The organism is Arthrobacter sp. B0427-1-12, assembly GCF_059092905.1.
Map to the genome: position 1 here is coordinate 21,303 of NZ_JBNHIC010000021.1, position 26,915 is coordinate 48,217.

Here is a 26,915-nt window from a genome sequence, read left to right on the forward strand (position 1 = left end):
GACCGGCACCACGTCCCGGGGCCCGGTTGTGGACCGGACCCGCTCTACAACCGGCGGGTCCTCCGGGTCCACGCGGGTTTCTTCGGTTCGGGTCCTGCCCATGCTGTCGTCTGCCACGTCGATCTACCACCGTTTCTGGAAGTGATTGCGGATATAGATGGCCAGCGCGTTCATCAGGACTAGGAGCACCAGCAGGACAATGCTCGTGGCCGCGGCCAGCTGGTGGAACTCCTCCTGCGGCCGGCTGGACCAATTGAAGATCTGGATGGGAAGCGTCGTGAATCCGCTGAGCAGGCCATTGGGGTCGAAGGACACGAAGACCAGCGCGCCCAGCACCAGCAGTGGGGCCGCCTCGCCGAGCGCCCGTGACAGCGCCAGAATGGAACCGGTAGCGATGCCGGGTACTGATGCCGGCAGCACCTGGCGCCAGACCGTCTGCCATTTGCTGGCCCCCAGCGCCATCGATCCTTCGCGGATCTCCACCGGCACCGAACGGATGGCCTCACGGGTCGAAATGACAACGACCGGCATAATCAGCAGGCTCAGCGCCAGGGCACCGCCGATCACGATGTTCTTATTCTCGACGCCGAGCATCGAAAGGAAGGCCAGCGCCAGCAGACCGTAGATGATTGACGGTACGGCAGCCAGGTTCTGAACATTGAGTTCGACAAGCCTGTTAAACCTGTTGTTCCGGTCCGCAAATTCCTCCATGTGGACGGCGGCGGCCACGCCCAGCGGAATGGTCATGACGGCGGTGGTGGCGACGACCCAGATGGATCCGAGGATCGCCGGGCGCGCCCCCGCGCGTTCGGGAGATGACGAGGGATACTGCGTCAGCAGCCCGGGCGTCATCATGTCCCAGCCTTCGACAATGATGCTGACGATCAGCGTCAGCAGGAAGACGAAGGAAACAGCCAGGGCCGCCCAGATGAGCACCAGGAACACCAACGCCCGCGGCCCCTTTTCGCCGCTCAGCTTCTTCTTCCGGTAGCCCAGCGGCTTCACCGGATCCGTAACGGCATGCAGCATGGGACGCATCTCAGTAGGTCTCCCTGAATCTGCGGACCAGGGTGATGCTGATGAAGTTGATCAGCAACGTAATCACGAACAACAGCAAGCCCACTGCAAACAAGGTGTCGTATTCCAGCGACCCCACCCGGGAGTCCCCCAAGGCCGCATTAGCGATGAAGCCGGTCATGGTCTGGCCTTCTTCCAACGCGCCGCCCACCATTCGTGCCTGACTGCCGGCAACCATGGCCACGATCATCGTTTCGCCAACGGCCCGCGACACGCCAAGAATGACGGCCGCCACAATTCCGGAGAGCGCTGCGGGAAAGACAACACGGATGCTGGTCTGCATCCGGTTGGCACCGAGGGCGGCCGAGCCCTGGCGGAGCGCCTGCGGGACGGCGGACATGGCATCCTCCGAAATCGAGGCGACCGTGGGAACGATCATGATGCCCATGACGATGCCGGCGGCGAGCACGCTGAAGGCACCGGTTTCCAGCCCCAGCCATTCGCGCAGGATCGTGGACTGGATGAAGGTCAGCCCGAACAATCCGTACACAACCGTCGGAACGCCGGCAAGGATTTCGAGTACCGGCTTCAGAACCCTCCGGACCTGCGGTTTGGCGTATTCGGACAGCAGGAAAGCGGCCCCCAGTCCGAGGGGGACTGCGATCAGCAGCGCTATGCCCGTGGTCCATGCTGTGGCGGTGATCAGCGGGAGGACTCCATAGGACGCATCCGCGAACCGTGGAGTCCACCGGTCACCGAAGAGGAATTCCGTGAGCGGCACATCCGCGAAGAAACCGAGCGCTGGGATCAACAGCGCCACGAGGATGCCCAGGGTCGTCGCCACCGTGATTCCGGCGGCCACGGCCAGGCCAACGCGGATTGCCCTTTCGCCATACCGGGGCCTGCCGGCAAAAATCGGCGAAGCCGGCCGGTCCCGCAAGGTCACCCGGCTGCCGAGTTCGCGCAGGTTCGTCATCACCGGTCAGGTCCTGCAGCTACTGCGAAACGGATGCCAGGGAGTCCTGGGCTGTGGCCTTCTGTTCCGCGGTGAGACCAATGAACAGGGCCGCATCCGCGATCTCGGCTTCGTTCTCAACATAGAAATCCACGAATTCCTTGACCTGCGGCTTTTCGGCATAGGACGCATTGGACACATAGATGAACAGCGGGCGTCCCAGCGGCTGGTAGCTGCCGTTCTGCACGGTTTCCGCCGACGGAGCCACACAACCACCGCCGCCGTCCACTTCAACGATTCGAACTGCCTCCGGGTTTTCCTCGGCGTAGGACAGACCGAAGAAACCCATGGCTCCCCTCGACCCCTGGACGCCCTGGATGGTCACATTGTCATCCTCGGACGGGCTGTAGTCCGTCCGGATGGCGCCTTCTGCGCCGTTGATGGCCTCGGTGAAATAGTCGAAGGTTCCCGAATCCGTGCCGGCACCGTAGAGCATCAGCGGCTCGTCCGGGAAAGCGGGATCAACGTGGTTCCAATTGGAAACCCGGCCCTCCGCTTCTGGCCCCCAGATGGTATTGAGCTGTTCGACAGTCAGGCACTGCGCCCAGTCATTCTCCGGGTTCACCACGACGGACAGGCCGTCATTGGCCATGATGATCTCGGTGTATTCAACGCCGTTCGCCGCGCATTGCGCGATTTCCCCGTCCTGGATGGGACGCGACGCATCGGAAATATCCGTCTCGCCGGCACAGAACTTCTGGAATCCTCCACCGGTGCCGGAGGTAGCGACCGTGACATTCACCGCGGGGCTGACGTCACGGAAAAGGTCGGCGGCCGCTTCGGTCAGCGGAGCGACTGTCGAGGAACCGTCTGCGGTAACTGAGCCGCTGACACCGCTGGCCTCGCCTTCAGGCTGGCCCCCGCAGGCCACCAGAATCAGCCCAGCCACGGCCAGGACAGCCGGTCCGGCACGAACAGATGATGGGTCTTGCATCGCCGGGCTCCCTTCGCCGGGAAAGCACTCCTCTTCAATGAGAGTACGTTTAGGTGAATTTCAGGTGAACAACGCGTACCCGTCAGCGATCAGGTGCGGGTTTCCGGTAACGATTCCATAAAGAATGCGTGTCACCCCTGCGGGCCGGAATGTCGTGCAATGTTGCGGCTTGGCTTTTCGACGGATAGTTGTAGTACGACGCCGCAGGGTGTCGCGGCCCGCCCTTCCGGCCGCACACGACCGCACACGCCAGGAGGCCCAAATGTCCGCACCCGACGACCCGCACCTTGGACTCAACAGCGACAACCGCGTCCTGCAACGCATCGTCGAAGAGCTCCAGGAGAAGTTCTCCGGCGTCTTCTCCGAAGAGACCATCGAGCGGATCGTATTCGAGTCCTACACCTCGCTGGCGCGTACATCCAAGGTCCACGCCCACCTGAACACCACCACCCGGCATTACGCGCTGGGCCGGCTGGAATCCCTGGCCAAGACGCGCGCCTCCGGAACGGGGCACCTGCCCGTGGTGCTGTTCCTGGACTCCGCCAACGACGGCAGGTCCCAGCTCGCGGCCGCGCTGCTGGACCATATCGCCGACGGCAGGGTCCGCGCCCGCTCGGTCGGCCTGGCCCCCGCCGGTGCGGTGAACCCGCAGGTGGTGGAGGTCCTCCGCGAAGCGGGCATCGACGCGTCCCACAAGTACCCCAAACCGCTGACCGATGACGTCCTCAGGGCGGCCGACGTCGTTATTACCTTCGGTGTGCCCCGCGACCTGCCGCTGCTGACGGGAAAGAACGTGAACGAGTGGGTGGTCCCTGACCCCACGCAGGACGGCATGGATAATGCCCGGACCGCGCTGCGAACCCTCGAAGGATGCATCCGCCCCCTCCTGGAGGAGGTCACCAAGGAGCGCTGAACCCCTGCGACGAGACCTTCAGTGGCCCCGGCAACCGCCGGGGCCACTGGGTTATGGGCCCCCTTCGCACATACCCCCTGGGGGTACTTGACAGATACCCCCACCGGGTATAGATTCATGGCGTCGACACCGAAAGGGGATGCCATGGATCCAGACCACGACCACTACGGCTATACCGCGGACAAGGACGCCTACCTGCGGCGCCTGAAGCGGATCGAAGGGCAGGTGCGCGGCATCGCCCGGATGGTCGAGGAGGACAAGTACTGCATCGACATCCTGACCCAGGTCTCCGCCGTCAATAAGGCCCTCCACGCCGTCAGCATCGGACTGCTCGAGGAGCACATCGGGCACTGCGTCGTCGGCGCCGCGGCCGAATCGGAGGAGGCCGGCCAGGCCAAAGTCAAGGAAGCGTCGGACGCGATCGCTCGCCTGCTGCGCTAGCCAACCCCATCCCAAGGAGAACATCATGAGCACCACGACCACCGTCAGCATTTCCGGCATGACCTGCGGCCACTGCGTCGCCGCCGTCACCGAGGAGCTTGAGGCCCTCGACGGCGTCCAGGACATCGAGGTGGACCTGAACAAGGGCGGCATTTCCACCGCCACCATCACCTCGGACGTGAAGCTCGATCCGGCGCAGATCGGCGAGGCCGTCGCCGAAGCCGGCTACCTCGTCGTCGCCAACGACGCCTAGGCACCGAGGCCCCCGGAAGGAGCAGCATGACCACCCCCGCCCCCAACACCCGGATTGTCGAACTGGAGATCCAGGGCATGACCTGTGCCTCCTGCGTAACGCGGGTGGAGCGCAAGCTCGGCAAGCTCGACGGCGTCGAAGCCACCGTTAACCTGCCGCTGGAATCCGCGCGGGTCACCGTGCCGGAGGGCGTCACCGACCAGGAGCTCATCGACATCGTGAACGCCACCGGCTACCAGGCCTCCCTGAAGCACGACGGCGGCAGTTACCCAGGTGCGGATGCCTCGCCCGGCGGGCACCCGGCTGGAGAAGAGCACGATCACATGGCGCACGGCGGCACCGCTGCGCAGCTGCGCCCGCGGCTGATTACCGCCGTCATCCTGACGGTCCCCGTCTTCGCCATCTCGATGATCCCGGGGCTGCAGTTCCCGCACTGGGGCTGGTGGGCCTTCGCCTTGAGCCTGCCCGTGGTGACCTGGGCCGCCTGGCCGTTCCACCGCGCCGCCGCCGTCAATGCCCGGCACCTGGCCTCCACGATGGACACCCTGGTGTCCATCGGCGTCACCGCCGCCTTCCTGTTCTCCGCCTGGCAGCTGTTCGCCGACCCCCGGCTGACCGAGCACGTCGGCATGGGCATGGGCAGCGAGTCCCTCTATTTCGAGGTCGCCGCCGTCGTCACCACTTTCCTGCTGCTGGGCCGCTTCTTGGAGGCCAATGCCAAGCAGCGGGCCGGCGATGCGCTCAAGGCGCTGCTGAGCCTGGGCGCCAAGGAGGCCTCGGTCCTGCGGACCGGGCCGGACGGCGCCCGGCACGAGGTCAAGGTCCCGATCGACCAGCTGGTGGCCGGGGACGAATTCGTGGTCCGGCCCGGCGAGAAAATCGCCACCGACGGCTACGTGGTGGAGGGGCAGAGCGCCATCGACACCTCCCTGATCACCGGTGAATCGCTGCCGGTGGACGTCGGCCCGGATGACACGGTCACCGGCGCGACGATCAACACCAGCGGCCGGCTGGTGGTCCGGGCCACCCGCGTGGGCAGCGAAACCACACTGGCGCAGATGGGCCGGCTGGTCAGCCAGGCCCAGAGCGGCAAGGCGCCGATCGCCCGCCTGGCGGACCGGATCAGCGCGGTCTTCGTCCCGGTGGTGCTCGCGATCGCCGTCGTGGCGTTCGCGCTCTGGATGCTCCTGGCCGGAAACCTGCAGGCCGCCTTCACGGCAGCCGTGACCGTACTCGTCATTGCCTGCCCCTGCGCGCTGGGCCTGGCGACTCCCACCGCCCTGCTCACCGGTACCGGGCGCGGCGCCCAGCTGGGGATCCTGATCAAGGGCCCGCAGGTGCTGGAGGACACCCGCACGGTGGACACAATCGTGCTGGACAAGACCGGCACCGTCACCACCGGGCACTTGGCGGTCAGCGACATCACCCCGCTCAATGGCCGGAGCGAGGCGGAGGTCCTGCTGCTGGCCGGCGCAGTGGAAGCCGGCAGCGAACATCCCATTGCCCACGCCATAACCCGCGCGGCGAAGGAGCACGGCCGAGTTCCGTCCGTGACCGCCTTCCTCAGCTCCGCCGGCGGCGGCGTGCGCGGCGAGGTGGTCCAGGTAGCCGCGCCGGCCGGCGGGCGGATCCGCACCGCAGCTGCCACCACCGTGGTGGCGGGCCAGGCCGCCTGGCTGCGGGAGAACGACGTCGTTATCAGCGATGCGCATGAGGCCCTCCACCGCGCGGAGCAGGAGGCGGGAACCACCGCCGTCTGGGTTGCCGTGGACGGCGAGCCCGCGGGCATCATCAGCCTCCGGGACACCGTCAAGGACGGCTCGGCGGCGGCAATCACCCGCTTCCGGGAGCTGGGCCTGCGGCCCATCCTGCTGACCGGGGACAATGCGGCTGTCGCCGCCCAGGTGGCTGTCGCCGTCGGCATCCCCGCGGCGGATGTCAGGGCCCAGGTGCTGCCGGCGGATAAAGTGGCCGCGGTGCGGCAGCTGCAGGAATCCGGGGCGACCGTGGCGATGGCGGGCGACGGCGTCAATGATGCCGCGGCGCTGGCGCAGGCGGATCTGGGGATCGCCATGGGCAGCGGCACGGATGTGGCGATCGAGGCCGCGGACCTGACCGTGATGGGCAACGACCTGCGGCAGGTGGCGCAGGCGATCGAGCTCTCGCGCCGGACCCTGGGCACCATCAAGACCAACCTGTTCTGGGCCTTCTTCTACAACGTCATCGGCATCCCGATCGCCGCGTTCGGCCTGCTGAATCCGATGATCGCCGGGGCGGCGATGGCGTTCAGCTCGGTGCTGGTGGTCGCCAACTCCCTGCGCCTGCGGGCCTTCGCCCGCTGACCCCTCCGCCGGGTGGGGCCGGGCTAGGGCACGGGTTCCACGGAGTTGGGCACGTCCAGTTCGGCCGGGGCGGTGGCGCGCAGCTCGTCCAGCCGGACCAGCACCACCCCGGCTACGATCAGCGCCCCGCCGAGCAGCTGCACGGTTCCCGACAGCTCGCCCAGCATCAGCCACGAGGCCAGCACGGCAAACATGACCTCGGTCAGGGCTACGAAGGAGGCCAACTTGGAACCGAGCTTCTGCGCCGCCAGGATTCCGGTGAAGTACGCCGCGACGGTGGAAACCAGCACCAGGCCCAGGGCCGGCACCAGCCAGCTGGTCTCCCAGCCCGCCAGGACCACGTCCGTGCCGGTGAACCGGAACGGCAGGACCCCGGCGAGGCCCAGCACCAGGATGACCGCCGCTCCGATGATCATCCCGCCGCCCGTCATCACGATCGGCGGCAGGTTCGCGTCCACGCGGGCAGAGAGCACAAAATAGACGGCCAGGCAGACCGCGGCGGTGAGGCCCCAGAGCACCCCCACTGGATCCAGCCGGGCGGACCCGGACAGGTCAAGGACCAGCAGCAGCCCCGCAACGGCCAGCACGGCGCCGGCGCCGGTCAGGATCCGCGGCGCCCTCCGGCTGCGCAGCCACAGCCAGCCGACAATCAGGACCGGCGCCAGGTATTCCAGCAGCAGGGCCACCCCGACGTCCATCCGCTGGACGGCGTTGAAGTAGGCGAACTGGCAGAGCGCAATGGCAATGAGCCCGTAGACCGTCACGATGCCGCCGGAGCGCTTGAGCAGGTGCCAGCGTCCTCGCAGTGTCACCAGGACGGGGATCAAAAGAACGACGGCGGCACCGCCCACCCGGACCGCCAGCGCCGCTCCCGACGACCAGCCGGCCTCGAAGAGCGACTTCGCGAAGGGACCCGAGACGCCGAAGGTCGCCGCGGAGGCCAGGGCCAGGCCAAGGCCGGCGGCGGCAAAGCGGGAACTGCTCATGGTGATCTTCCATTCGTGCACGGGCACCGCCAAGCGGCAGGATGAAACCCCAACTCAGGTTTTGTCAGGATCAAAACACGGATATGGTAGTGACCATAGTCTCGGGTTCTGACAGGAGTCAACATGGATTTTGCCAATGACGCCAAGGTAGCGCTTCAAACGGTGGCGGCGCTGATCAACACGGCGGAAGCAGAAGTGGACCGGCTCAGTACCTTGGCAGACCTGGATGAGTTCCTCAACGTCCACGGTTTCACCGGCTCGCGGACGCACACCATGGGCGAACTGCGGGCGGTTCGGCACCTGCGGTCGCAGCTGCGCACCATCTGGACCGCATCCGAAGAGGAGGCAGTGCGGATGGTCAACAGCATCCTGCGCAACTCCCGCGCCCTGCCCCAGCTGGTCAAGCACGACCACTGGGACTGGCATATCCACGCGACCACCCCTCAGGCTCCGCTGGAAAGCCGCCTGGCGGTCGAGGCCGCCATGGCGCTGACCGACGTCATCCGCTCCCGGGAACTGGACCGCCTCCGGCTCTGCGCCGCGCCGGACTGCAGCGCCGTCCTGCTCGACCTGTCCCGGAACCGCTCCAAGCTCTACTGTGACACGGGCAACTGCGGCAACCGTGAGCACGTGAAGGCCTACCGGCAGCGCCGCCGGGCCGCGGCAGGCTGACGCCGCTCTCCTGGGCATCGGGAAACACTTCGCCTGCTTACTAAAATATTGCGCATACTTACTTCTTCTGCTTCTCTGAGAGAACCGGTCCAGTAAACGGCCTTTGCCTCCGACCCAGAATTGGTGGCCCGCATGCCAGACTCACGCTCTTCGAATATGCAGTTGTTAAGCCAGACGCTCCCCAACACCGGAGCGCCCCGCCAGGCTACGCACGATGAACTCGTTCTGGCCCACCTGAACATCGCTGAGTCCATCGCCCGGAGGTACTCCGCACCCGGTCAGGACCCGGCGGACATCCGGCAGGTCGCCTATCTGGGGCTGGTCAAGGCCGTGCGCCGCTTCGACCCGCACACCGGCAACCCGTTCCCGGCCTATGCGGTGCCAACCGTGACCGGCGAGGTCAAGCGCTACCTGAGGGACCACGCGGGGATGATGCGTGCCCCACGCAGCGTCCACACCCTTCGGCCACAGGTCTGGGCCACCCGCGCCGAACTCGCCCAGTCCCTGGGCCGCGACCCTTCCGCAGGAGAGATAGCCACGGCCATGAATATGGACACAGCTGAGGTCCAGGAGGCACTCGATGCCCAGCGCAAGGCCTACCCCGAATCGCTCGATACTCCGGCCGCGGACTCCGAAGGCCGGCCCATCACCGAAATGCTCGGCTCAGCGGACGGGAACCTGGAGCGCCTCGAGGAGCTGCTGACCCTCGCCTCCGCGCTGCGGGACCTGACCGACGTCGAAAAGCGTGTCCTCTACCTCCGCTTCTTCCGCGAGCAGTCCCAGCAGAAAATCGGCGAGGAAACCGCGATGACCCAGATGCAGGTCTCCCGCATGCTCAACCGGCTGCTGCAGCGCCTCCGCGGCAAGCTCGGCGGCTGACCGCTGACACGCGTGGGGTAGCGGCGTTACAGCACGCCCAGCTGCCGGACGGCGGCCAGGACATCGGCGGCGGAGACGGCCAGCAGGGCCGGGTCCGGAGTGTCTGCGAACACGTCGCCCCGCCGCCGGCGGGCATCCGTCAGCACGATATGCGGCCCCTCCGGCGGCCCCCACTGCTCCACCGATGCCGGTCCGAACAGCACCACCGACGGCGTCCCATAGGCAGAGGCCAGGTGCGCGGCACCGGTATCCGCCGAAACCACCACCGCGGCCTGTGCGACGGCGGCCGCGAACGCATCCAGCGCGAGCTCACCTGCCACCACGGAACTGGCGGGCAGTCCCGCCTCCCGCGCCGTCTCGAGCGCCCGCGGACGTTCGGCCGCGCTGCCGGTGAAAATGACCGGAATACTGTGGGCCGCGAGCTTCCGCGCCACCGCCGCGAACCGCCCGATGGGCCACTGGCGGCTTCCGAAGGCCGCGCCGACGTGGACGACGGCGCAGCCGGGCACCACGCTCGGCACGGAGGGGATCCTCAGGCGGAGATCCAGGGGATCGGCGGGAATGCCGTGCTCCTGCAGCAGCCGGGTCCAGCGCTCGCGCTCATGCATGAGGTCCACCCACTCCGGCCGCGGGCGCCCGTTCCACGCACCGGCGCTGTCCTCCCCCGGCCGGCGATGGCGGATCAGCTGGCGCGGCTCCAGTGAGTCCAGCAGGGCCCGGCTCTGCGCGCCGTTGCCGTGCAGGTTGACGGCAACAGCCACCCGTCCCGGTTCCAGCGGCAGCGCGCCGTCGAGCCCGGAGAAATCCAGCAGCGTGTCGATGCCGCCTATCAGCTCCGCCAGCGGCTCCAGCCAGGCCGGCATAGCCAGGATCATCCGGTGTTCCGGGTAGGCCCGGCGCAAAGCGCGCAGCGCCGGCACCGCGACCAGCAGGTCGCCCAGCTTCAGGGCGCGCAGGACGAGCATTTCCGGCTGTTCGGGCCGGACGGCGGCCGGATCGAATCTGTCCATGGGCTCCTCCTGTTGCTCTGCCAAGGTGCATGCCGGTTGCGGCAGGTCCGATAAGGACAAATCGTCCCACGCCCGGCCGGGCTACGGCGGAAATCACGGAAGATTTCCCAGGCATTTGTTGCGGTTTTGTTTAGGCCGGCGCCGGGCGGGGCATTGATCCGACATGGCAAGCATGCTTTCCACTCCACCGAAGGCCGTCCTGTTCGACCGGGACGGCACCCTGGTGCGGGACGTGCCCTACAACGGGGACCCGGCCAAGGTTCAGCCCATGCCGGGCGCCGCCGGCGTGCTCGCCGCCCTGCGCGCGGCCGGCATCCGCACCGGCGTGATCACCAACCAATCGGGGATCGCCCGCGGCCTGCTGAGCCGCCCGGAGGTGGACGCGGTCAACGCCCGGGTGGCGGAGCTGCTGGGCCCGTTCGATGTCTGGCGCATTTGCCCGCACGGGCCCGACGACGGCTGCACCTGCCGCAAGCCGGAACCCGGCATGATCGTGGACGCCTGCGCGGAGCTAGGCGTCGCGCCCGCCGAGACCGCGTTCATCGGGGACATCGGCGCCGATATGGCCGCCGCCGCCGCGGCCGGTGCGCGCGGCGTGCTGATTCCGACGCCGGTCACCCTCCCCGCCGAGGTGGAGGCTGCAGCCCTCGTGGCGCCCGACCTGAATGCCGCCGTCAACCTGCTGTTCGGCGGCCTGGCGGGCGAACAGGGCGAACAGACCGAGTCCAATCTTCCGTACCCCGCCGCCATGGGAGAGTCCTCGTGACCCGCCGCGTGCTGGTGGCCCGCCTAGACAGCGCCGGTGACGTGCTGCTCGCGGGCCCGGCCGTGCGGGCCATCTCCCGTGGCGGCGGCACAGAAACAGGCCCCGGGAAGGGCGCCGGAACGGAAGAAACCGAAGTCCTGATGCTGTGCGGGCCCCAGGGCAAGGCCGCAGCCGAGCTGCTCCCCGGCGTCTCGCACGTCTACTCCTGGGCCTGCCCGTGGATCGTCGACCCGGCGCCGCCGGTCACCACGGAGCACCTGGCCCCGCTGCTGGCCTTCCTGGGCACCGCGAATGTGGACGAGGCCGTCATCCTCACCTCCTTCCACCAGTCCCCGCTGCCGCTGGCGATGCTGCTGCGGCTGGCCGGGGTCCCCCGGATCACCGGTGCCTCGGTGGACTTCGCCGGCTCACTGCTGGATGTGCGGCTCAAGCCCGGCGAGGACTTCCCCGAGGACCAGCCGGAGGCGGAGCGCGCGCTGCAGATCGCGGCGGCCGCCGGCTTCGGGCTCCCCGAGGATGACGACGGCGGCCTGCAGGTGAGCGGCATTCCGGACGTTTCGGAGCTGGTCGGCGAGGAACCGTTCGTCGCGGTGCATCCGGGCGCCGCTGTCCCGGCCCGCACGTGGCCGGCGGAGCACCATGCCGCCGCGGTCGAACTGCTGGCCGCGGAGGGCTACCGCGTGCTGGTCACCGGCGGCCCGGGCGAAACGGAGCTGACCGCCGCCGTCGCGGGTACCGCCGGAACGGACCTGGGCGGGAAGACAGACCTGCGGACGCTGGCCGGCGTTCTGGGCAAGGCGTCCGTCGTCGTCTGCGGCAACACCGGCCCGGCGCATCTGGCGGCGGCCGTCGGCACTCCCGTGGTGAGCCTCTTCTCCCCCGTGGTACCAGCCATCCGCTGGGCGCCGTACGGCGTGCCGGTGGAACTGCTCGGCGACCAGAATGCGGCCTGCCGGAACACCCGCGCCCGCGAATGCCCGGTGCCGGGCCACCCCTGCCTGACCTCGGTCACGCCGGACGACGTGCTGCAGGCGGTGCGGCGCCTGGCCTCAGGGGTGCAGACCCTGACGACGCGCCGGGCGATCCGGCACCGCGGCGGCTTCCCAGAACCACGGACCGGAGGTGTAAGACAACGATGAGGATCCTGTTGTGGCATGTGCACGGCGGCTGGACGGACGCCTTTGTCCGCGGCCGGCACGAGTACCTGCTCCCCGCCACGCCGGAGGGCGGGCCGTGGGGGCTGGGCCGCGGCGGCCGGAACTGGCCCGAATCCGCCAGGGAGATCGCTCCGGAAGACCTTGCCGGAATGGAGATCGACGCTGTGGTGCTGCAGCGGCCGGAGGAACTGGCCGAATGCGAGCGCCTGACCGGACGCCGTCCGGGCCGGGACCTGCCGGCAGTCTTCCTGGAGCACAACACACCCAAGGGGGACGTGCCGCAGTCGCTGCATCCGATGGCGGGGCAGACGGAGATCCCGGTGGTCCACGTGACGCATTTCAACGAGCTGTTCTGGGACTGCTCCGGCGCGCGGACCACTGTGATTGAGCATGGCATCGTGGACCCCGGCCACCTGTACACCGGGGAGCGGGCCAGCCTGGGCGTCGTGGTGAACGAGCCGGTGCGCCGCTGGCGGGTGACGGGCACGGACCTGCTGCCGCGCTTCGCCGAGGCCGGGCCGCTGGAGGTGTTCGGGATGGGCACCGCGGACCTGGCTGCCGCCGTCGGACTGGGCCCGGAACGGCTGACCGTCCACGGTGACCTGCCCACCGCCCGGCTGCACGAGCGGCTGGCCGGCTGCCGTGTCTACCTGCACCCGCTGCGCTGGACTTCCCTGGGCCTGTCCCTGCTGGAGGCGATGCACCTGGGTATGCCCGCCGTCGTACTGGCCACCACGGAGGCGCTCCGCGCTGTGCCGCCGGAGGCCGGGGCCGTTTCCACCGACGTCGGGCAGCTGCAGCGCGCCGCCGCCGCGCTGCTGGCTGACCCGGAGGAAGCGCGGGCGCACGGGAAGGTGGCTCGCCAGGTGGCGCTGGAACGGTACGGCCTCGGCGCGTTCCTTGACGCGTGGGATGAAGTTTTGGGGGACCAGGTTCTGCCGAAGCGGCGGCCCGGCGCAGCGTCGGCCGCCCGGGATGCCGTATTCGCCAGGGAAGGGAATCCGAAATGAAAATATCGATGGTTTCTGAACATGCCAGCCCCCTGGCCGCGCTGGGCGGCGTGGATGCCGGCGGTCAGAATGTGCACGTGGCGGCGCTGTCGACGGCGCTGGCCCGCCGCGGCCATCGCGTGACCGTCTATACCCGGCGCGACGACCCCGAACTGCCGGCCCGGGTGCACGTGCAGCCCGGCGTCGAGGTGGTGCATGTCGACGCCGGTCCGGCGGCGCATGTGCCCAAGGACGAGATGCTGCCCTACATGGAGGCCCTGGCGGACGGCATCGCCCGGGACTGGGGTGCCGCGCCGCCGGATGTGGTGCACGGGCATTTCTGGATGTCCGGCATCGCGGCGCTGGAGGCAGCCCGCCGCCCCCGCGGCGGACGGCTCTCGGGTGCCAAGTCTCGCCGCAGCGGCGGAACCCGGAGCACCGGAACCGGAAGCCCGGACGCGTCCCCGGTTCCCGTCGTGCAGACCTTCCACGCCCTCGGCACCGTCAAGCGCCGGAACCAGGGGGCCCAGGACACCAGCCCGGCCGAGCGCGCCTGGCTGGAACCGTGGGTCGGCCGGAGCGTGGACCGGATCATCGCCACCTGCTCGGACGAGGTCTTCGAGCTCAAGGCCATGGGGGTGGACACGGACAATGTCTCCATTGCCCCCTGCGGCGTGGACCTGGCGCTGTTCGGGGCGGAGGGGACCGTGGAGCAGCGCGGCCGCAAGCACCGGATCGTCAGCGTAGGCCGGCTGGTGCCGCGCAAGGGCGTGGACCTGGTGATCGAGGCGCTGGCGAGGCTGCGCACCCAGGGGGTCGACGACGTCGAACTGCTGATCATCGGCGGCGGCGCGGATGCCGCCGGGCTGAGCGCGGATCCGGAGGCGCAGCGCCTGCAGCAGCTGGCCGCGCGGCTGGGTGTAGCGGACCAGGTGGTCTTCCGCGGCCGGGTGCCGCGGGACCGCATGCCTGAGGTGCTGCGCAGCGCCGACGCGGTGGTCTGCACGCCGTGGTACGAGCCCTTCGGCATCGTTCCGCTGGAAGCCATGGCCTGTGCGGCCCCCGTGGTCGCCTCCGCGGTCGGCGGACTGATCGACACCGTGGTCGACGGCGTCACCGGCCTTCACGTCCCGCCGCGGGACCCGGATGCCCTGGCGGCGGCCCTGGCCAAATTGCTGCAGGAGCCGCAGCTGGCCGCGCGGCTGGGTGCCGCCGGACTGCGGCGGGTCAACGAGCGCTACTCCTGGGACCGCATCGCCGCGGACACGGAAAAGGCCTACCGCCTGGCCCTGGCCGGGGCCTCCGGTGCGCGGGCGGCCAGGAATGCCGCCAGTCTGGAGCAGGTCGGGGGTGCGGCACAGTGACCCTGGCCCCCGGAAGCAACACCCGACTCAACGCCGGCCTTGACCCCGTCCTGGACCACCTGGCCAATCTGGCTCCCGCCGTCGCGTCGCTGCAGTGCCAGGCGCGGCAGCTCGCGCACTGGGGTACCGAGCTGGCGCAGCGGCTGCTCAACGGGCAGCGCCTGCTCGCCGCCGGCAACGGCGGTTCCGCGGCGGAGGCGCAGCACCTCACCGCCGAGCTGGTCGGCAGGTTCGACGGCGAGCGCCGCGCCTTCTCCGCGATCGCCCTGCACGCGGACACCTCAGCGGTGACCGCCATTGGCAACGACTACGGCTTCGAGCACCTGTTTGCCCGCCAGGTCGAGGGCCATGCCCGGCCCGGGGACGTGCTGGTGCTGATGTCCACCAGCGGCAGCAGCCCCAACCTGCTCAACGCCGCCGCGGCGGCCAGGAGCGCAGGCGCGACCACCTGGGCACTGACGGGCCCGGCACCGAATCCGCTGGCGTTCGCCTCCGACGATTTCGTGGCGATTGACGCGCCCTCGGCGAACGTGCAGGAGGCGCACCTGATCGGGCTGCATGCCCTCTGCCGCGCCTTCGACGCCGAGGTGGCCCGCCGCTCCTCCGGCGTTGCCGGCGCCGCCGGAACCAACGGTTCCGCCCGCGCTGCCGGGGCTAACGGCGCCCCCGCCAAGACTGCCCCCGCCAACCTGAAGGAGTTTCCATGAGCCTGGTGATTGTCGGAGACGTGCTGCTGGACGCGGACCTGACCGGCGGTTCCCGCCGGCTCTCCCCGGAGGCTCCGGTCCCGGTGGTCGACGTCGACGGCGTCCGCCGCCGTGCCGGCGGTGCCGGGCTGGTGGCCCGCATGCTGGCCCGCGAAGGGCGGGACATCCGCCTGGTCACTGTGCTGTCCGACGACGGCGCGTCCGCCCAGCTGCGCGAGGCGCTGGACGGCATCGACGTGGTGGCCGGCCCCTCCGGCGCCCCGACCCCGGTCAAGACCCGCATCCGCGCCAACGGCCAGTCGGTGGTCCGGTTCGACGAGGGCTGCGGCCCCGCTCCCGTCCCAGAGGCCACGGCGGAGATGCTCGCCGCCGTCGAAGCCGCGGACGCCATCCTGGTCTCGGACTACGGCCGCAGGCTGACCGCGGACCCGCGGCTGCGCGAGGCGCTGCAGCGGCGGATCGGCCGGATCCCGGTGGTCTGGGATCCGCACCCGGCCGGCAGCGACCCGCTGCCGGGCACGGTAGTGACGCCGAACCTGGACGAGGCGCTGCGCGCCGCGGACCTGGCCGACGGTGCCGGCACGCCCGCCGCCGCAACGGCGGCCGCGGCCGGACTGCTGGCACGCTGGGACTGCCGGGCCGCCGTCGTCACCCTGGGCGCCGGCGGCGCGCTGCTGCTGGAAACCCCGGACGGCCTGCCGCAGGTCCTCCCCGCTCCCCCGGTCTCGGTCGCCGATCCCTGCGGCGCCGGCGACCGCTTCGCCGCCACCCTGGCGGTCCAGCTGCTGGACGGCGCGGCCCTGCCCGACGCCGTCTCCCGGGCCGTGGCCGATGCCGCCGCCTTCCTCGCCGCCGGCGGTGTCGCCGCGATGGACGGCGGAGCCGCCCTGGTGGAACTGCACAGCGGCGCCGTGGACGCACAGCGGCTGGCCGCCCAGACCCGCGCCAAGGGCGGCACCGTGGTGGCCACCGGCGGCTGCTTCGATCTGCTGCACGCCGGCCACACCCGGACACTGGAGGCCGCGCGCCGGCTGGGCGACTGCCTGATCGTGCTGCTGAATTCGGACGACTCAGTCCGCCGGCTCAAGGGCAGTTCGCGGCCCATCATCCGGCAGGAGGACCGCGCCGAGCTGCTGCGCGCCCTGAAGTGCGTTGATGCGGTGCTGGTCTTCGGGGAGGACACCCCGGAGGCTGCGCTGGACCAGCTCCGCCCGGATGTGTGGGTCAAGGGCGGCGATTACGACGCCGGCCAGCTCCCCGAGGCGAAGCTCGTGGCGGGCTGGGGCGGCCAGACGGTGACGGTCCCCTACTACCCTGCGCGCTCCACGACCAGTCTGGCGGCCGCGCTCGAGCGCGTCGGCTAGCCGCTGTTTTCCCGGAATCGTTCCGAACCCGAAAGGATCATCATGACTGAACGCACCACAACCACTGAACCGGCAACGGTCAATACGGCCGCTTTCAACCCGGGCCGCGTCCTGGTCACCGGCGGCTGCTCCGGCCTGGGCGCCGCCGTCGTCAATGCCGTCCACGCCGCCGGCGGCACCCCCGTGGTGCTGGACCGCGACATCCGCCCGCTGGACCAGGAAACCAAGGTCTTCCAGGTGGACCTGGCCGACACCGCGGCCGCCGCCCAGGCCGTGCAGGAGGCCGCCGACGCGCTCGGCGGGCTGGACGCCGTCGTGACCGCGGCGGGCACCGACCGCTGCGGCAAGCTGGCCGACGTTCCCACCAACGAGTGGGAAAACGTGGTCAACGTGAACCTGTTCGGCACGGTATCGGTGGTCCGCGCCGCGCTGCCGTACCTGAAGGAATCCAAGGGCCGCGTCATCACCGTGGCCTCCACCCTGGGCCTGCGCGCGGTGCCGGAAGCCACGGCCTACTGCGCCTCGAAGTTCGCCGTGGTCGGCTTCAGCCGCGCGCTGGCCAAGGAAACGGAAGGGGAGATCGGCGTCACCACCCTGGTGCCGGCCGGCATGAAGACCCGCTTCTTCGACGACCGGCCGGAGCAGTACAGGCCGAAGGACCCCTCCAAGCTCAACGACCCCTCCCGGGTGGCCAACGCCATCCTCTTCGCCCTGTCCCAGCCGGAGGGCTGCGAGGTCCGCGAACTGGTCATCGCGCCCGAGGAAGAACCGTCGTGGCCTTAAGGTCCGCCACGTCACGGTAGACCGCTTCCGGCTGAACGCTGTCCACACAGGAGAAATCGTGTGGGCAGCGTTCGGCCGTCCAGCCGATCTGCGTGCAGTCCGCCCCGCACACCGGACAGTGCGTCAGCCAGGAGATCTGGATCCGGTGCCGGCCCCGGCCCAGCGGGGCCGCGTTGATCACGTTGCCGATCCAGTAGACGCCCACGGTCGCAGTGCCCACCGCCTGGGCCAGGTGGCGCGGGCCGCTGTCGTTGCCCACCATCACGTCGCTGAGCGCCAGCAGTCCGGCCAGCTCGCCCAGCTCAAGCCGGCCCGCCAGCGAGCGGATGGAACCGCCGCCGTCGCCTCCCTGTTGCCGCGCCAGCCGGACGATCTCCACGGCAGCCGGCCGGTCGCCGTCGTCCCCCACCACCAGCACCTGGCAGCCATCGGCGGCCGCGAGCGCCGCCACCTTCGCAAAGTGCGACGGCGGCCAGCGCCGGCGCGGGTCCGTCGCCCCGGGATGCAGCGTCAGCAGGCCGGCGCACCCGTCGTCGACCAGGCCCGCGGCCGCGGCGAGCTCGCCCGGCGTCGGCTCCAGCCGGGGCTCCAGCGTGACCGGCACCGCTCCGGCCAGCCCCGCGACCTCCAAGGCGCGCAGCACCTCATGCTGGTAGTAGGTGTAGGGCAGGTTCCGTTCCAGCGGCTCGGCGTCGGGCGTCTGCATTCCCACCATGTGGCGCGCGCCCAGCCGCCGCAGGAACGGGTTGGAGAAGCGTCCGCCGCCGTGCAGCTGCAGCGCAAGATCGAAGCCCTGCTTGCTCATGCGGTCCAGGAACCGGCCCGTTGCGTCAGGGTCCTCGGTTTGGCCCCGGCGCGGCGGGCGGACCCCCTCCGCAACCGGCAGCACCTCCACCCGGGATACCGGTCCGGGGCGACCGCGCAGCAGTTCCGCATGCAGCGGCGTCCCCAGCAGGGTGATTTCCGCCTGCGGGTAGGCCGCGGCCAGGGCCTCGATGGCCGGCATCGCGAACAGCAGGTCGCCCAGCCCGCCGCCGCGCAGCACCGCGATGCGTTCGACGCCGTCGAACGGCTCCGCGACCGGACCGGCGCCCTGCGGCTTCAGGCCGTGCGGGACGGGCGCATGGGCCTCACCGTCGCGCATGCCGTAGCCGGCCACCGCCACGGCAGGATACTCTTCGGCAGGACTGTCGGCGCCGTGCCCGGCGGCTTCATGGCTGGCGCCGGCATCCTGTCCGGCGTAGTGGCTGATGTGGCGGCCGATCCCAAAGTGGCGGTGCCCGTCGCGTCGATGTTCGTGGCTCACGGCGGTCCTCCTTCCACTGGCACTAGCTGCGCCTCTCACCATAGAACCATCCGGCGCGGAGGTCACCTGCGGAGGTCTGTTCAGGCACCCCTGCGGTCAATCCAGGCGCGCCGCCGCTTCCTGGGCGCCGTCATCGTCCTGGGTGACCTGCAGGGAGGTATCCGCACCGAACGGCCATACCGTGTATTCCCGGGCAAAGCCGTTGACGGCGATGATCTGTGCCTGTCCGGGTTCGAGACTTTCCGAGGCCCAGATGCCGGTTTCCGGTTCGCTGTCATCTGGAGTGAACTGCATGACGATCAGGTAGAGGTTCTCGTAGTCCGCAGACTTGACGGCTGCGCCCCGGATCGGTGTGACTTCGTAGTCGTGTGCGCCTTGGGCGATCGCTTCGAGCATGCGCAGGTCGACCGGCAGGCAACGGTCCGCCGCGGTGGCCGTGGACCCGGGCGTTTCCGCCGGAGCGGCTGCTTCCGCCGGCCGTTCCGGCTGCGGTTGGACCGAGGTGGAGCCGGGCGGGGTCTGTTCGCAGCCGGTCATTCCGGCGGCGAGGCCAAGCGCAGCAATCACCGCGGCGGCAGCAGGTATCCTCTTGGCCTTGTCCACGGTTCCCCCTGGCACTGGGTGGGATCGCTGATCCACAAAGTCTAGCCAGCCGGGGTGGACTTGGCAGCTGCAACAATTAACCAGGTCCTGCGGAGTCCGGCACTCTGGCGGGTCCCGAGAGCTGAATGTAGCGTGTGGTGTATTACATAGACACTGCTGTGGCTGGGACAGTGGTCTGACCGACAGGACGGGACCATGAAACGGAACACGGGCATCGGCTGCGTGCTGCTGACGGCAGCACTGGTTTTCACCGGCGGAGGCGGAGCCGCCTTCGCGCAGGCGCAGCCGGCAGCACCTCCGGTCACTTCGGAAGTACCGCCGCCTGAGGCCGGCGGTCAAACGTTCACCACCGAGGAGCTGACCGCCCTGGTGGCCTCGCTGACCGATGCCCAAGGGCAGCCCTTGATCGTGGTGCCGGCGGCCGAACTGGACCGGGGCGCTGCCCTGATCAAGGAGCTGCTGGCCGCCGCCACCATCACTCCGGAGGAATGCAGCGTCTTCGCCACCGAGAGCATGCAGCTGCCCGAGGGCAGCACCCACGCCGCGGGCATCAGCCCGTCACTGGCGGACAGCACCCTGACCACCCTCACCCTTTTCGCGGTCCAGGACCGGACGACCATGGAGGAGGAACTGGACAGGGCAAGGGACGCCGCGGATGAATGTGCCGACTTCACGGTGGAAATGCAGGGCCAGACGCTGTCCAGCCACATGGAACCGCTGGACGCAGAGACGATCGGCGCGGAATCCCTGGGTTCGCTGATCACCCAGACATTCGAAACCGGGGAAACCCAGCAGATCATGACCGTGACCGGCACCGACGGAACACTGGCGGCAACCGCCGTCAAGATCGGGATGTCCATCGCCCCTGAAGCCGATGCCGAGCTCACCGGGCTCGTCAACGATGCCCTGGCCGCAGCCGAAACGGGAGCCGCCTACTGAGCCGAGTACCGGCACTCTGGCGGGGTCCCGCAGACTGAATTTAGCGTGATCTGCATACATAAACCACGCTGTGCTGGGACAGCTATTAGTGGACAGGACGAAGCCGATGAAACGGAACAGCGGGATCTGCGGTTTACTGCTGGCGTAGGCGCTGGTACTGACCAGCTGCGGCGGAGAGGCGGAATCGGAATCGTCGGAGCCTGCGTCAGCCGCGCCGGCGTCCTCCGAAGCGCCCTCGCGGACCCCCACCGCGGCCAAAACCTACACCAATGAGGACCTGACCGCCTTGGTCTCCTCCCTCACCGATGCCCAGGGCCAGCCCCTGATCGTCGTCCCGGCGGCCCAGCTGGACCAGCTCCTGGCCCAGGCGAAGGAACTGCAGACCACCGCAACCATCACCCCTGAATCCTGCAGCGCCTCGCCACCGAGAGCGCGCAAATCCCCGAAGGCAGCACGTACGCCGCCGGCACCAGCCAGTCAGCTGCGGAAAACACAGTGACCACCGTGACGGTCTTCGCCGTTCCTGATCCGCAGGCCATGGCGGATGAACTGGCCCAGGCCAAGGAGGCGTCCGCCGAATGCGCTAATTTCCAGATCCAGGCCGAGGGCCGGACGCTCACCGGACAGGTGCAGCCGCTGGAGGTGACCACCATCGGCGAGGAATCCATCGGCACGACCGTCACCCAGGCCCTCGATACCGGAGAAACACAGACAATCATGACCGTCTCCGGTGTCCAGGGGACGCTGGCGGCCACGGCGGTCAAGGTCGGATCCGCCGTCCCGTCAGAGGCCCAGGCCGAACTCGTAAAGCTCGTCGACGACGCGCTCGCCAAGGGTCAGGAGGGCTAAGGCACCGCCTCCAGCATCTCGACCTCCGGCGGCGGCGGGGAAGGCCGGACTGTGAGGACCTCCGGCAGCGCGGTCGGTTGCCGGAGCGATTCGCGGAGTTCGTCTAGGCCGTTCGTTGAGTGGTCCGGCGCCGCTTGGGGAACGGGATGCGGTCCAGATCTTTCGCGGCCACGACGGCGGCCCCTCCGGCGCGGACCCGGGCCTGCTCGGCCAGCGGGGCAACGTCCCCATAGCGCGAGGAGAAGTGGGTGAGGACTAGCAGTCCAGCGCTGCCGGAGGCCGCCAGTTCCCCGGCCTGCCCGGCGGTGAGGTGGCGGTACTGCGCGGCGAGCTCGGCGTCGTCGTCGCTGAAGGTGGACTCGGCCACCAGCATGTCGACCCCATCGGCGAGTTCCTCGGCGCCCGGGCACGGCGCCGTGTCCATGACGAAGGCAAAGCGCTGGCCGGACCGCGGCACGCTCACCTCCTCCAGGCGCACCCCGCGCAGGCTTCCCTCGCGCTGCAGCCGGCTGACGTCCGGCCCTGCGATTCCGGCCGCCGCGAGCCGCTCCGGCAGGAGGGTACGGCCGTCGGGCTCGGCGAGCCGGTAGCCGTAGGTCTCGAGGCGGTGGTGCAGGGGACGCACCTCCAGGCCGGGCGCGATCGGGCCGGGGCCCGCGTGCGGGTGCAGCCGCAGATCAAGGCCCGGGGAGGCAATGGACACGAGCGCCCGGGCCATGTCCTCGCCGGAGGCGGGATAGTGCAAGTGGACCGGATGCGCCACACCGTCCAGGGCCATGCGTGAAAGCACACCCGGCAACCCGTAGCAGTGGTCGCCGTGGACATGGGTGAGGCAGATGCGCGTGATCTGGGTGGCCGCAACACCGGCATGGATCATCTGCCGCTGCGTGCCCTCCCCCGGATCGAAGAGCAGGCCTTCACCGTCCCACAGCAGCAGGTACCCGTTGTGGTTGCGGGTCCGCGTCGGGACCTGCGAGGCGGTACCGAGGACGACGAATTCACGCATGAACTGAGTGTGCCACCCGTTCGTGACGTAGGGCCATCATGTCCATTGCCGCCGTTTCCGCCTGGACTGCCCTGGCCCAATAGGCCATGGTGCAGATCACAGCCACAGGATGGCTATTTCACAACAAGTACATAGAGGGTTCATTTTCGCTCCCTAGCCTGCGGGTGTCCTCATCACTTGCGGGAAGAGCAAAAAATGAAACCCCCCTCTAAATCAGTGCTGTCCATGCTGCTCGGCGCCGGCGTCGTGACCAGCGGATTCGCACTTCCACCGGCGGCGACGGCGGCGATCGCCGCCCCTGCCGCCGATATCCTCAACGTGAGCTTCGCAGACGGTTCTGCTGCCGATGCCGCCCAAAGCAAGACCGTGACAACCTTCGGCGAACCTGTTATCGATGTCGACGGACAGCTGGCACGCAATGCCGCGGACTTCGACGGCCAGGACGATGCATTCTCCTACGACATGACCGCGGACGACTATGCGAAGCTGGCCGATTCGTTCACCGTCGAATGCTCGTTCAAGTACGATCCGGCGCTTCCGACCTCCGAGGTTACTCTCTGCGGAAACAAGCAGGCCGGCGGCTTCGCGCTGATCCTCAAGAACGACTCGCTGGGCTTCATGCTCCACACCAACGGCGGCTACAAGTACGCGCGCACCACGGTGGAGGCCGACCGCTGGTATCACGCGGCCGGTGTTTACGACGGTCAGACGATCAGGCTCTACCTGGACGGTGAACTGGCGGCCGAGGCCGAAGCCGGCGGCCCGATGACTGTGCCGTCGAATGTGAACGCCCACAACATGGTCATCGGCGCGGACAGTGCCTCGGGCAAGGCCGAGTCCTTCGCCAAGACGGCGATCGGCTCCGCCCGCGTCTACGGCGAGGCGATCACCGGCCAGCAGGCGGGCGCACTGAGCCAGGCGTTCCACGCCGTACCGGACGCCCCCGCTGCCGACGTCCTGGACGTCGATTTCTCCGATGGGACCGCTGCCGACAAGGTGCAGGGCCTGCCGGCCACCACCCATGGCGAGCCGGTAATCGCCGAGAGCGGCGCGCTGGGCCGCAACGTTGCCACCTTCGACGGTGACGATGCCCTCCTCTACCCGTTCGGCGCCCAGTACCCCGCCCTGGGTGACTCGATGACCGTCGAGTGCGTCTTCCAGTACAACGGTGCGTTCCCCGCCTCCGGCGAGACGAACCTGTGTGCCAACAAAGAGGCCGGCGGCTTCTCGATGACCATGTACGGCGACAAGCTCACCTTCGCCGTGAACACGTCGGGCTACAAGAACGCCGGCGTACAGATTGAGCCCGGCCGCTGGTACCACGCTGTGGGCGTCTACGACGGCTCCACCGCCAAGCTGTACGTCAACGGCGAGCTGGCCGCCTCCGTGGCCGGCGGCCCGGCCATCACCTGGCCGCCGAACCCCGGCGCGCACAACTTCGTGATCGGTGCCGATTCCTCCAACGGCGGCGCTCAGTTCCATGCCACGGCGACCATCGCCTCGGCCCGCGTCTTCGGCGACGCGCTGGATACCGCGCAGATTGCCGCGCTCAACACCACGGCGCTCGGTGAGGCGCAGTCCGCGCCGCTGGAGATTGTGTCCACCACGCCGGCCGCCGGTGCCTCGATCGACCGGGCTACGCAGTTCAGCATTGACTGGACCAACGAGGCGCTGGTCGGCCAGGACACCACCTACACCCTGGACGGCGTGCAGATCCAGCCCGGCCAAATGATCGGCGCGGGCCTGGCAGCCGGCAACCACACCGTGCGCATCGAGGCAAAGGACGTCTTCGGGCGCACCCTGACCCGTGACGTCCCCTTCACCTCCGCCAGCATCCCCACCGCCGGCGGCGTGGAGACCGGCCAGGGGGCGGGCACGGTGACCCTCTCGGCCAACGCCACCAATCCGGACGGCGGAGACGTCACCTCAACCTTCTACGCCGGCACCGCGGCCGTGGCCGCTGGCGGCGTGCAGGGCATCGTGACGGAACTGCCCGCCACGCTGGAGTTCACCTACACCGAGGGCGAAGAGCTCACCGGCCCGGCCAAGCCCAATGACGGCGCCGAGCTTTCCAGCGTTTCCGCCACCGAGGGTCAGATTCCGTTCCAGCGCTTCGAGGCCGAGGTCGGCACCGCGGCGGACGGACAGTCGGTCCGCTGGAGCGGCACCGTCGATCCGGCCCGCCAGGCGACCCTGCGGGTCTGGAACACGGTGTCCCAGACCTGGGACACCGTAGACAGCGGACGCGGCCTTACCGAAGGCCAGCTGGTGCTCTCCGGTGATGTCAAGGCCGAGTACGTCGACGGCGGCGCGGTCCACGTCATGGTCACGGGCGAGGATCCTTTCGCCGACGATCTGAACGAGCCCGTCAAGGACTCCTTCGAGGACCCCGAAGCCTACGACTTCTCCATGGTGCACTACACCGACACCCAGTATCTCGCCGAGGGCGCCGCGGAAGACGCCTACTCCGAGGAGCAGAAGGCTGTCTGGCAGAAGGCCTACACCGCCATTCCGGAATGGATTGCCGAGAACGCTGAAGAGAAGAAGATCGAGTACGTCACCCACACCGGCGACATCATCGAAAACTGGCACGCGAAGACCTATGCCGACGAGGCAGCTCAGGAAGAGATCGCCCTCGAAGAGTTCGCGTTTGCCTCCGAGGCCCAAAAGATCCTTGACGACACCGGGATTCCGAACGGCGTATTGCCAGGCAACCACGACAACCGCACCGGGACCGACAACGGCGCGGACAACATGTACAACCAGTTCTTCGGTCCCGAGCGCTACGAGGCGCTGGAGCAGACGGCCGGCTGGCAGGAAGCGGGCGCGTCCTACCAGGCGTGGAAGGAGGGGGACAACGACAACCACTACGACCTGTTCTCCGCCGGCGGGCTGGACTTCATTGGCGTCTACCTGGGCTACGACGTGACCGACGAGGAAATCGCCTGGGCCAACGACGTACTGGAGCAGTACTCCGACCGCAACGCCATCCTGCTCACCCACGCCTACAACAAGCCCAGCACCAGCGCCGACGGCCGGGGCGCGGCGTACTCCCGCGACGGTAAGACCGTGTCCGAGGGCATCCTGGAGAAGAACGACAATGTCTTCCTGGTTCTCTCCGGCCACGAGCACGGTGTCAGCATCGAGGTCCGCAAGGACGTGGGACAGACCGGCAACAATGTGGTCGAGCTGCTCGCCGACTACCAGTTCTACGAAGTCAGCTCCGAGGAGCTGGGTCTGACCGGCGTGGACGGGCTCACCGGTTCCGAGCTGCTGCGCTTCGGCTCCAGCTACCTGCGGATGCTCCAGTTCGACATTGACCGTTCTGAACTGGCGATCGACACCTACTCGCCGCTGCTGGACAACTTCGGCGCCACCGAGTATGACGACGACAAACGCTACAACGGCACCGAAGACGACCTGCGCCTGCCAATTCAGCTGGAGACCCGCAAGACCAGCTTCACCACCGACTCCGTGATGGTCACCGCGCCGACCGAGACAGTCATCGGCGAAGCCACAGCCCGCTCCGGCTGGCCGGCCTCCGTGGAATGGTCCGGCCTGACCGAGGGCGAGGTGCACGCCTGGTACGCGGTCAGCCGCGACGCCGAAACCGGCCAGGAGCTGGCCGCCGGATCGGTGGACCAGATGGGCGTCTTCACCGCCCGGGCCGCCGGGACCGACACGACCGCTCCGGTCATCACCCTGCCTGGATCCCCGACCACGATCACCGCCGGGGACACCTTCGACCCGCTCGAGGGTGTGACGGCAGCGGACAACACCGACGGCGACGTAACTGCCAACCTCGAGGTCCTGGGGTCGGTGAATGCCGCAAGTGAGGGTGTCTACACCCTCACCTACGTGGTCCAGGACGCGAACGGCAACCAGTCCATCGCGTCACGGTCGGTGGTCGTTGAGGCAGCTGGCGACTATGTCCCGCCAGCCAAGAGCCTGTTCTCCGACGTGGCCACGGACAACGTCTACTACCGGGAAATCTCCTGGCTCGCCGAACGGAACATCTCCACCGGCTGGACCGAAGCAGACGGCACCAAGACCTTCCGCCCCTACGAGGCCATCAACCGCGACGCCATGGCGGCCTTCCTCTACCGGATGGCAGGCGAGCCGGAGTTCACGGCTCCGGCAGAGAGCCCGTTCACGGACGTAGCCACGGACAACATGTACTACAAGCAAATCAGCTGGCTTGCTGCTGAAGGCATCTCCACCGGCTGGACCGAAGCGGACGGCACCAAGACCTTCCGCCCCTACGAATCCATCGACCGGGATGCCATGGCAGCCTTCCTCTACCGGCTCGCCGGAGAACCCCAGTACACCGCACCGTCGGGCTCACCGTTCGGTGACATCGCCGACGGCGTGCAGTTCTACAAGGAAATGGCCTGGCTTGCCGGCCAGGAGATCTCCACCGGCTGGACCGAAACCGACGGCACCAGGTCCTACCGCCCCTGGTCCCCGGTCAACCGGGATGCCATGGCAGCCTTCCTCTTCCGCCTGGACGGCAAACTCGCCAAGTAGCACCGGCAATTAGGTAGCAGCGGCAAAACAGCCCGCCCCGGCGCTGGGGCGGGCTGTTTGTCATTCCGGGGTGCTGGCAACGGCCCGGCTCAG

General features: G+C 68.8%; 25 protein-coding genes. 17 read left to right on the top strand and 8 right to left on the bottom strand.

Going from position 1 to position 26,915, the window contains the following annotated elements:
- Nucleotides 1-123: 123 nt before the first annotated feature.
- From pstA to AC5RWU_RS13540, 3 genes are read right to left on the bottom strand one after another with little or no spacing between them, the layout of a single operon-like run.
- The gene (pstA, locus tag AC5RWU_RS13530; RefSeq protein WP_494031313.1) at nt 124-1,029 is read right to left on the bottom strand and encodes a phosphate ABC transporter permease PstA; all 906 of its coding nucleotides are present in this window, start codon (nt 1,027-1,029) and stop codon (nt 124-126) included.
- 10 nt (nt 1,030-1,039) lie between these two features.
- Nucleotides 1,040-1,993 carry a phosphate ABC transporter permease subunit PstC gene (pstC, locus tag AC5RWU_RS13535; protein WP_494031333.1) on the bottom strand — a complete coding sequence of 318 codons (954 nt, stop codon included), beginning with the start codon at nt 1,991-1,993 and terminating at the stop codon, nt 1,040-1,042.
- Between the two features lie 19 nt (nt 1,994-2,012).
- Complete coding sequence (locus AC5RWU_RS13540; protein ID WP_494031312.1) at nt 2,013-2,966, bottom strand: PstS family phosphate ABC transporter substrate-binding protein; 954 nt, start codon at nt 2,964-2,966, stop codon at nt 2,013-2,015.
- A 262-nt stretch (nt 2,967-3,228) separates the two neighbouring features.
- Between AC5RWU_RS13540 and AC5RWU_RS13545 the strand changes: the two genes are divergently transcribed.
- From AC5RWU_RS13545 to AC5RWU_RS13560, 4 genes are all read left to right on the top strand, one after another.
- A complete protein-coding gene (locus AC5RWU_RS13545; protein WP_494031311.1) occupies nt 3,229-3,879 on the top strand; it encodes an arsenate-mycothiol transferase ArsC in 651 nt (216 codons plus the stop codon).
- Between the two features lie 117 nt (nt 3,880-3,996).
- Nucleotides 3,997-4,320 (top strand): metal-sensitive transcriptional regulator, encoded by a 324-nt coding sequence (locus tag AC5RWU_RS13550; RefSeq protein WP_494031310.1) that lies wholly within the window; start codon nt 3,997-3,999, stop codon nt 4,318-4,320.
- A 25-nt stretch (nt 4,321-4,345) separates the two neighbouring features.
- Complete coding sequence (locus AC5RWU_RS13555) at nt 4,346-4,573, top strand: heavy-metal-associated domain-containing protein (RefSeq protein WP_494031309.1); 228 nt, start codon at nt 4,346-4,348, stop codon at nt 4,571-4,573.
- Between the two features lie 26 nt (nt 4,574-4,599).
- On the top strand, nt 4,600-6,915 hold the full coding sequence (locus AC5RWU_RS13560; RefSeq protein ID WP_494031308.1) for a heavy metal translocating P-type ATPase: 2,316 nt from the start codon (nt 4,600-4,602) through the stop codon (nt 6,913-6,915).
- A 23-nt stretch (nt 6,916-6,938) separates the two neighbouring features.
- On the opposite strand, the gene AC5RWU_RS13565 is transcribed toward AC5RWU_RS13560, so the two are convergent.
- Entirely contained in the window at nt 6,939-7,901 is a 963-nt protein-coding gene (locus tag AC5RWU_RS13565; protein WP_494031307.1) for an EamA family transporter, read from the bottom strand.
- Nucleotides 7,902-8,024: 123 nt separating this feature from the next.
- Between AC5RWU_RS13565 and AC5RWU_RS13570 the strand changes: the two genes are divergently transcribed.
- Both AC5RWU_RS13570 and AC5RWU_RS13575 read left to right on the top strand, forming a co-directional pair.
- Nucleotides 8,025-8,573 (top strand): CGNR zinc finger domain-containing protein, encoded by a 549-nt coding sequence (locus AC5RWU_RS13570; RefSeq protein ID WP_494031306.1) that lies wholly within the window; start codon nt 8,025-8,027, stop codon nt 8,571-8,573.
- Between the two features lie 132 nt (nt 8,574-8,705).
- Nucleotides 8,706-9,452, top strand: coding sequence for a sigma-70 family RNA polymerase sigma factor (locus AC5RWU_RS13575; protein ID WP_494031305.1), 747 nt, complete (start codon nt 8,706-8,708; stop codon nt 9,450-9,452).
- 26 nt (nt 9,453-9,478) lie between these two features.
- On the opposite strand, the gene AC5RWU_RS13580 is transcribed toward AC5RWU_RS13575, so the two are convergent.
- The gene (locus AC5RWU_RS13580) at nt 9,479-10,462 is read right to left on the bottom strand and encodes a glycosyltransferase family 9 protein (RefSeq protein WP_494031304.1); all 984 of its coding nucleotides are present in this window, start codon (nt 10,460-10,462) and stop codon (nt 9,479-9,481) included.
- Between the two features lie 163 nt (nt 10,463-10,625).
- Here AC5RWU_RS13580 and AC5RWU_RS13585 point away from each other — a divergent pair, with 163 nt between their 5' ends.
- The 7 genes from AC5RWU_RS13585 to AC5RWU_RS13615 are packed head-to-tail and all read left to right on the top strand — an operon-like array spanning nt 10,626 to nt 17,592.
- Complete coding sequence (locus tag AC5RWU_RS13585; protein WP_494031303.1) at nt 10,626-11,228, top strand: D-glycero-alpha-D-manno-heptose-1,7-bisphosphate 7-phosphatase; 603 nt, start codon at nt 10,626-10,628, stop codon at nt 11,226-11,228.
- Nucleotides 11,225-12,367 (top strand): glycosyltransferase family 9 protein, encoded by a 1,143-nt coding sequence (locus tag AC5RWU_RS13590; protein WP_494031302.1) that lies wholly within the window; start codon nt 11,225-11,227, stop codon nt 12,365-12,367. The genes AC5RWU_RS13585 and AC5RWU_RS13590 overlap by 4 nt, the downstream gene beginning before the upstream one ends.
- Entirely contained in the window at nt 12,364-13,395 is a 1,032-nt protein-coding gene (locus tag AC5RWU_RS13595) for a glycosyltransferase (protein WP_494031301.1), read from the top strand. Before AC5RWU_RS13590 ends, AC5RWU_RS13595 begins: the two co-directional genes overlap by 4 nt.
- The gene (locus AC5RWU_RS13600) at nt 13,392-14,738 is read left to right on the top strand and encodes a glycosyltransferase (protein WP_494031300.1); all 1,347 of its coding nucleotides are present in this window, start codon (nt 13,392-13,394) and stop codon (nt 14,736-14,738) included. Before AC5RWU_RS13595 ends, AC5RWU_RS13600 begins: the two co-directional genes overlap by 4 nt.
- Entirely contained in the window at nt 14,735-15,445 is a 711-nt protein-coding gene (locus AC5RWU_RS13605; protein ID WP_494031299.1) for a D-sedoheptulose-7-phosphate isomerase, read from the top strand. Before AC5RWU_RS13600 ends, AC5RWU_RS13605 begins: the two co-directional genes overlap by 4 nt.
- Nucleotides 15,442-16,809, top strand: coding sequence for a PfkB family carbohydrate kinase (locus tag AC5RWU_RS13610; RefSeq protein ID WP_494031298.1), 1,368 nt, complete (start codon nt 15,442-15,444; stop codon nt 16,807-16,809). Before AC5RWU_RS13605 ends, AC5RWU_RS13610 begins: the two co-directional genes overlap by 4 nt.
- 42 nt (nt 16,810-16,851) lie before the next feature.
- The gene (locus AC5RWU_RS13615; RefSeq protein ID WP_494031297.1) at nt 16,852-17,592 is read left to right on the top strand and encodes an SDR family oxidoreductase; all 741 of its coding nucleotides are present in this window, start codon (nt 16,852-16,854) and stop codon (nt 17,590-17,592) included.
- On the opposite strand, the gene AC5RWU_RS13620 is transcribed toward AC5RWU_RS13615, so the two are convergent.
- Nucleotides 17,558-18,898: a glycosyltransferase family 9 protein gene (locus AC5RWU_RS13620; protein WP_494031296.1), complete on the bottom strand. Its 1,341-nt coding sequence runs from the start codon at nt 18,896-18,898 to the stop codon at nt 17,558-17,560. The genes AC5RWU_RS13615 and AC5RWU_RS13620 overlap by 35 nt on opposite strands.
- Nucleotides 18,899-18,994: 96 nt before the next feature.
- The gene (locus AC5RWU_RS13625) at nt 18,995-19,501 is read right to left on the bottom strand and encodes a hypothetical protein (RefSeq protein ID WP_494031295.1); all 507 of its coding nucleotides are present in this window, start codon (nt 19,499-19,501) and stop codon (nt 18,995-18,997) included.
- Nucleotides 19,502-19,696: 195 nt separating this feature from the next.
- On the opposite strand from AC5RWU_RS13625, the gene AC5RWU_RS13630 reads away from it, so the two are divergent.
- The 3 genes from AC5RWU_RS13630 (at nt 19,697) to AC5RWU_RS13640 (ending at nt 21,289) form a co-directional block, all read left to right on the top strand.
- Nucleotides 19,697-20,440: a hypothetical protein gene (locus AC5RWU_RS13630; protein ID WP_494031294.1), complete on the top strand. Its 744-nt coding sequence runs from the start codon at nt 19,697-19,699 to the stop codon at nt 20,438-20,440.
- 286 nt (nt 20,441-20,726) lie between these two features.
- The gene (locus AC5RWU_RS13635; RefSeq protein WP_494031293.1) at nt 20,727-20,939 is read left to right on the top strand and encodes a hypothetical protein; all 213 of its coding nucleotides are present in this window, start codon (nt 20,727-20,729) and stop codon (nt 20,937-20,939) included.
- Entirely contained in the window at nt 20,936-21,289 is a 354-nt protein-coding gene (locus tag AC5RWU_RS13640) for a hypothetical protein (protein WP_494031292.1), read from the top strand. The genes AC5RWU_RS13635 and AC5RWU_RS13640 overlap by 4 nt, the downstream gene beginning before the upstream one ends.
- Before the next feature lie 103 nt (nt 21,290-21,392).
- Here AC5RWU_RS13640 and AC5RWU_RS13645 read toward each other — a convergent pair whose 3' ends face one another.
- Nucleotides 21,393-22,295: a ribonuclease Z gene (locus AC5RWU_RS13645; protein ID WP_494031291.1), complete on the bottom strand. Its 903-nt coding sequence runs from the start codon at nt 22,293-22,295 to the stop codon at nt 21,393-21,395.
- 195 nt (nt 22,296-22,490) lie between these two features.
- Between AC5RWU_RS13645 and AC5RWU_RS13650 the strand changes: the two genes are divergently transcribed.
- Complete coding sequence (locus AC5RWU_RS13650) at nt 22,491-26,822, top strand: LamG-like jellyroll fold domain-containing protein (protein ID WP_494031290.1); 4,332 nt, start codon at nt 22,491-22,493, stop codon at nt 26,820-26,822.
- Nucleotides 26,823-26,915: the final 93 nt, after the last annotated feature.

Coding starts and splice junctions, on each gene's coding strand:
- AC5RWU_RS13555 (WP_494031309.1), top strand. CDS start 4,346: ATGAGCACCACGACCACCGTCAGCATTTCCGGCATGACCTGCGGCCAC.
- AC5RWU_RS13580 (WP_494031304.1), bottom strand. CDS start 10,462: ATGGACAGATTCGATCCGGCCGCCGTCCGGCCCGAACAGCCGGAAATG.
- pstC (WP_494031333.1), bottom strand. CDS start 1,993: ATGACGAACCTGCGCGAACTCGGCAGCCGGGTGACCTTGCGGGACCGG.
- AC5RWU_RS13630 (WP_494031294.1), top strand. CDS start 19,697: ATGAAACGGAACACGGGCATCGGCTGCGTGCTGCTGACGGCAGCACTG.
- AC5RWU_RS13600 (WP_494031300.1), top strand. CDS start 13,392: ATGAAAATATCGATGGTTTCTGAACATGCCAGCCCCCTGGCCGCGCTG.
- AC5RWU_RS13550 (WP_494031310.1), top strand. CDS start 3,997: ATGGCGTCGACACCGAAAGGGGATGCCATGGATCCAGACCACGACCAC.
- AC5RWU_RS13650 (WP_494031290.1), top strand. CDS start 22,491: ATGAAACCCCCCTCTAAATCAGTGCTGTCCATGCTGCTCGGCGCCGGC.
- AC5RWU_RS13615 (WP_494031297.1), top strand. CDS start 16,852: ATGACTGAACGCACCACAACCACTGAACCGGCAACGGTCAATACGGCC.
- AC5RWU_RS13540 (WP_494031312.1), bottom strand. CDS start 2,966: ATGCAAGACCCATCATCTGTTCGTGCCGGACCGGCTGTCCTGGCCGTG.
- pstA (WP_494031313.1), bottom strand. CDS start 1,029: ATGCTGCATGCCGTTACGGATCCGGTGAAGCCGCTGGGCTACCGGAAG.
- AC5RWU_RS13595 (WP_494031301.1), top strand. CDS start 12,364: ATGAGGATCCTGTTGTGGCATGTGCACGGCGGCTGGACGGACGCCTTT.
- AC5RWU_RS13570 (WP_494031306.1), top strand. CDS start 8,025: ATGGATTTTGCCAATGACGCCAAGGTAGCGCTTCAAACGGTGGCGGCG.
- AC5RWU_RS13610 (WP_494031298.1), top strand. CDS start 15,442: ATGAGCCTGGTGATTGTCGGAGACGTGCTGCTGGACGCGGACCTGACC.
- AC5RWU_RS13575 (WP_494031305.1), top strand. CDS start 8,706: ATGCCAGACTCACGCTCTTCGAATATGCAGTTGTTAAGCCAGACGCTC.
- AC5RWU_RS13645 (WP_494031291.1), bottom strand. CDS start 22,295: ATGCGTGAATTCGTCGTCCTCGGTACCGCCTCGCAGGTCCCGACGCGG.
- AC5RWU_RS13545 (WP_494031311.1), top strand. CDS start 3,229: ATGTCCGCACCCGACGACCCGCACCTTGGACTCAACAGCGACAACCGC.
- AC5RWU_RS13560 (WP_494031308.1), top strand. CDS start 4,600: ATGACCACCCCCGCCCCCAACACCCGGATTGTCGAACTGGAGATCCAG.
- AC5RWU_RS13565 (WP_494031307.1), bottom strand. CDS start 7,901: ATGAGCAGTTCCCGCTTTGCCGCCGCCGGCCTTGGCCTGGCCCTGGCC.
- AC5RWU_RS13585 (WP_494031303.1), top strand. CDS start 10,626: ATGGCAAGCATGCTTTCCACTCCACCGAAGGCCGTCCTGTTCGACCGG.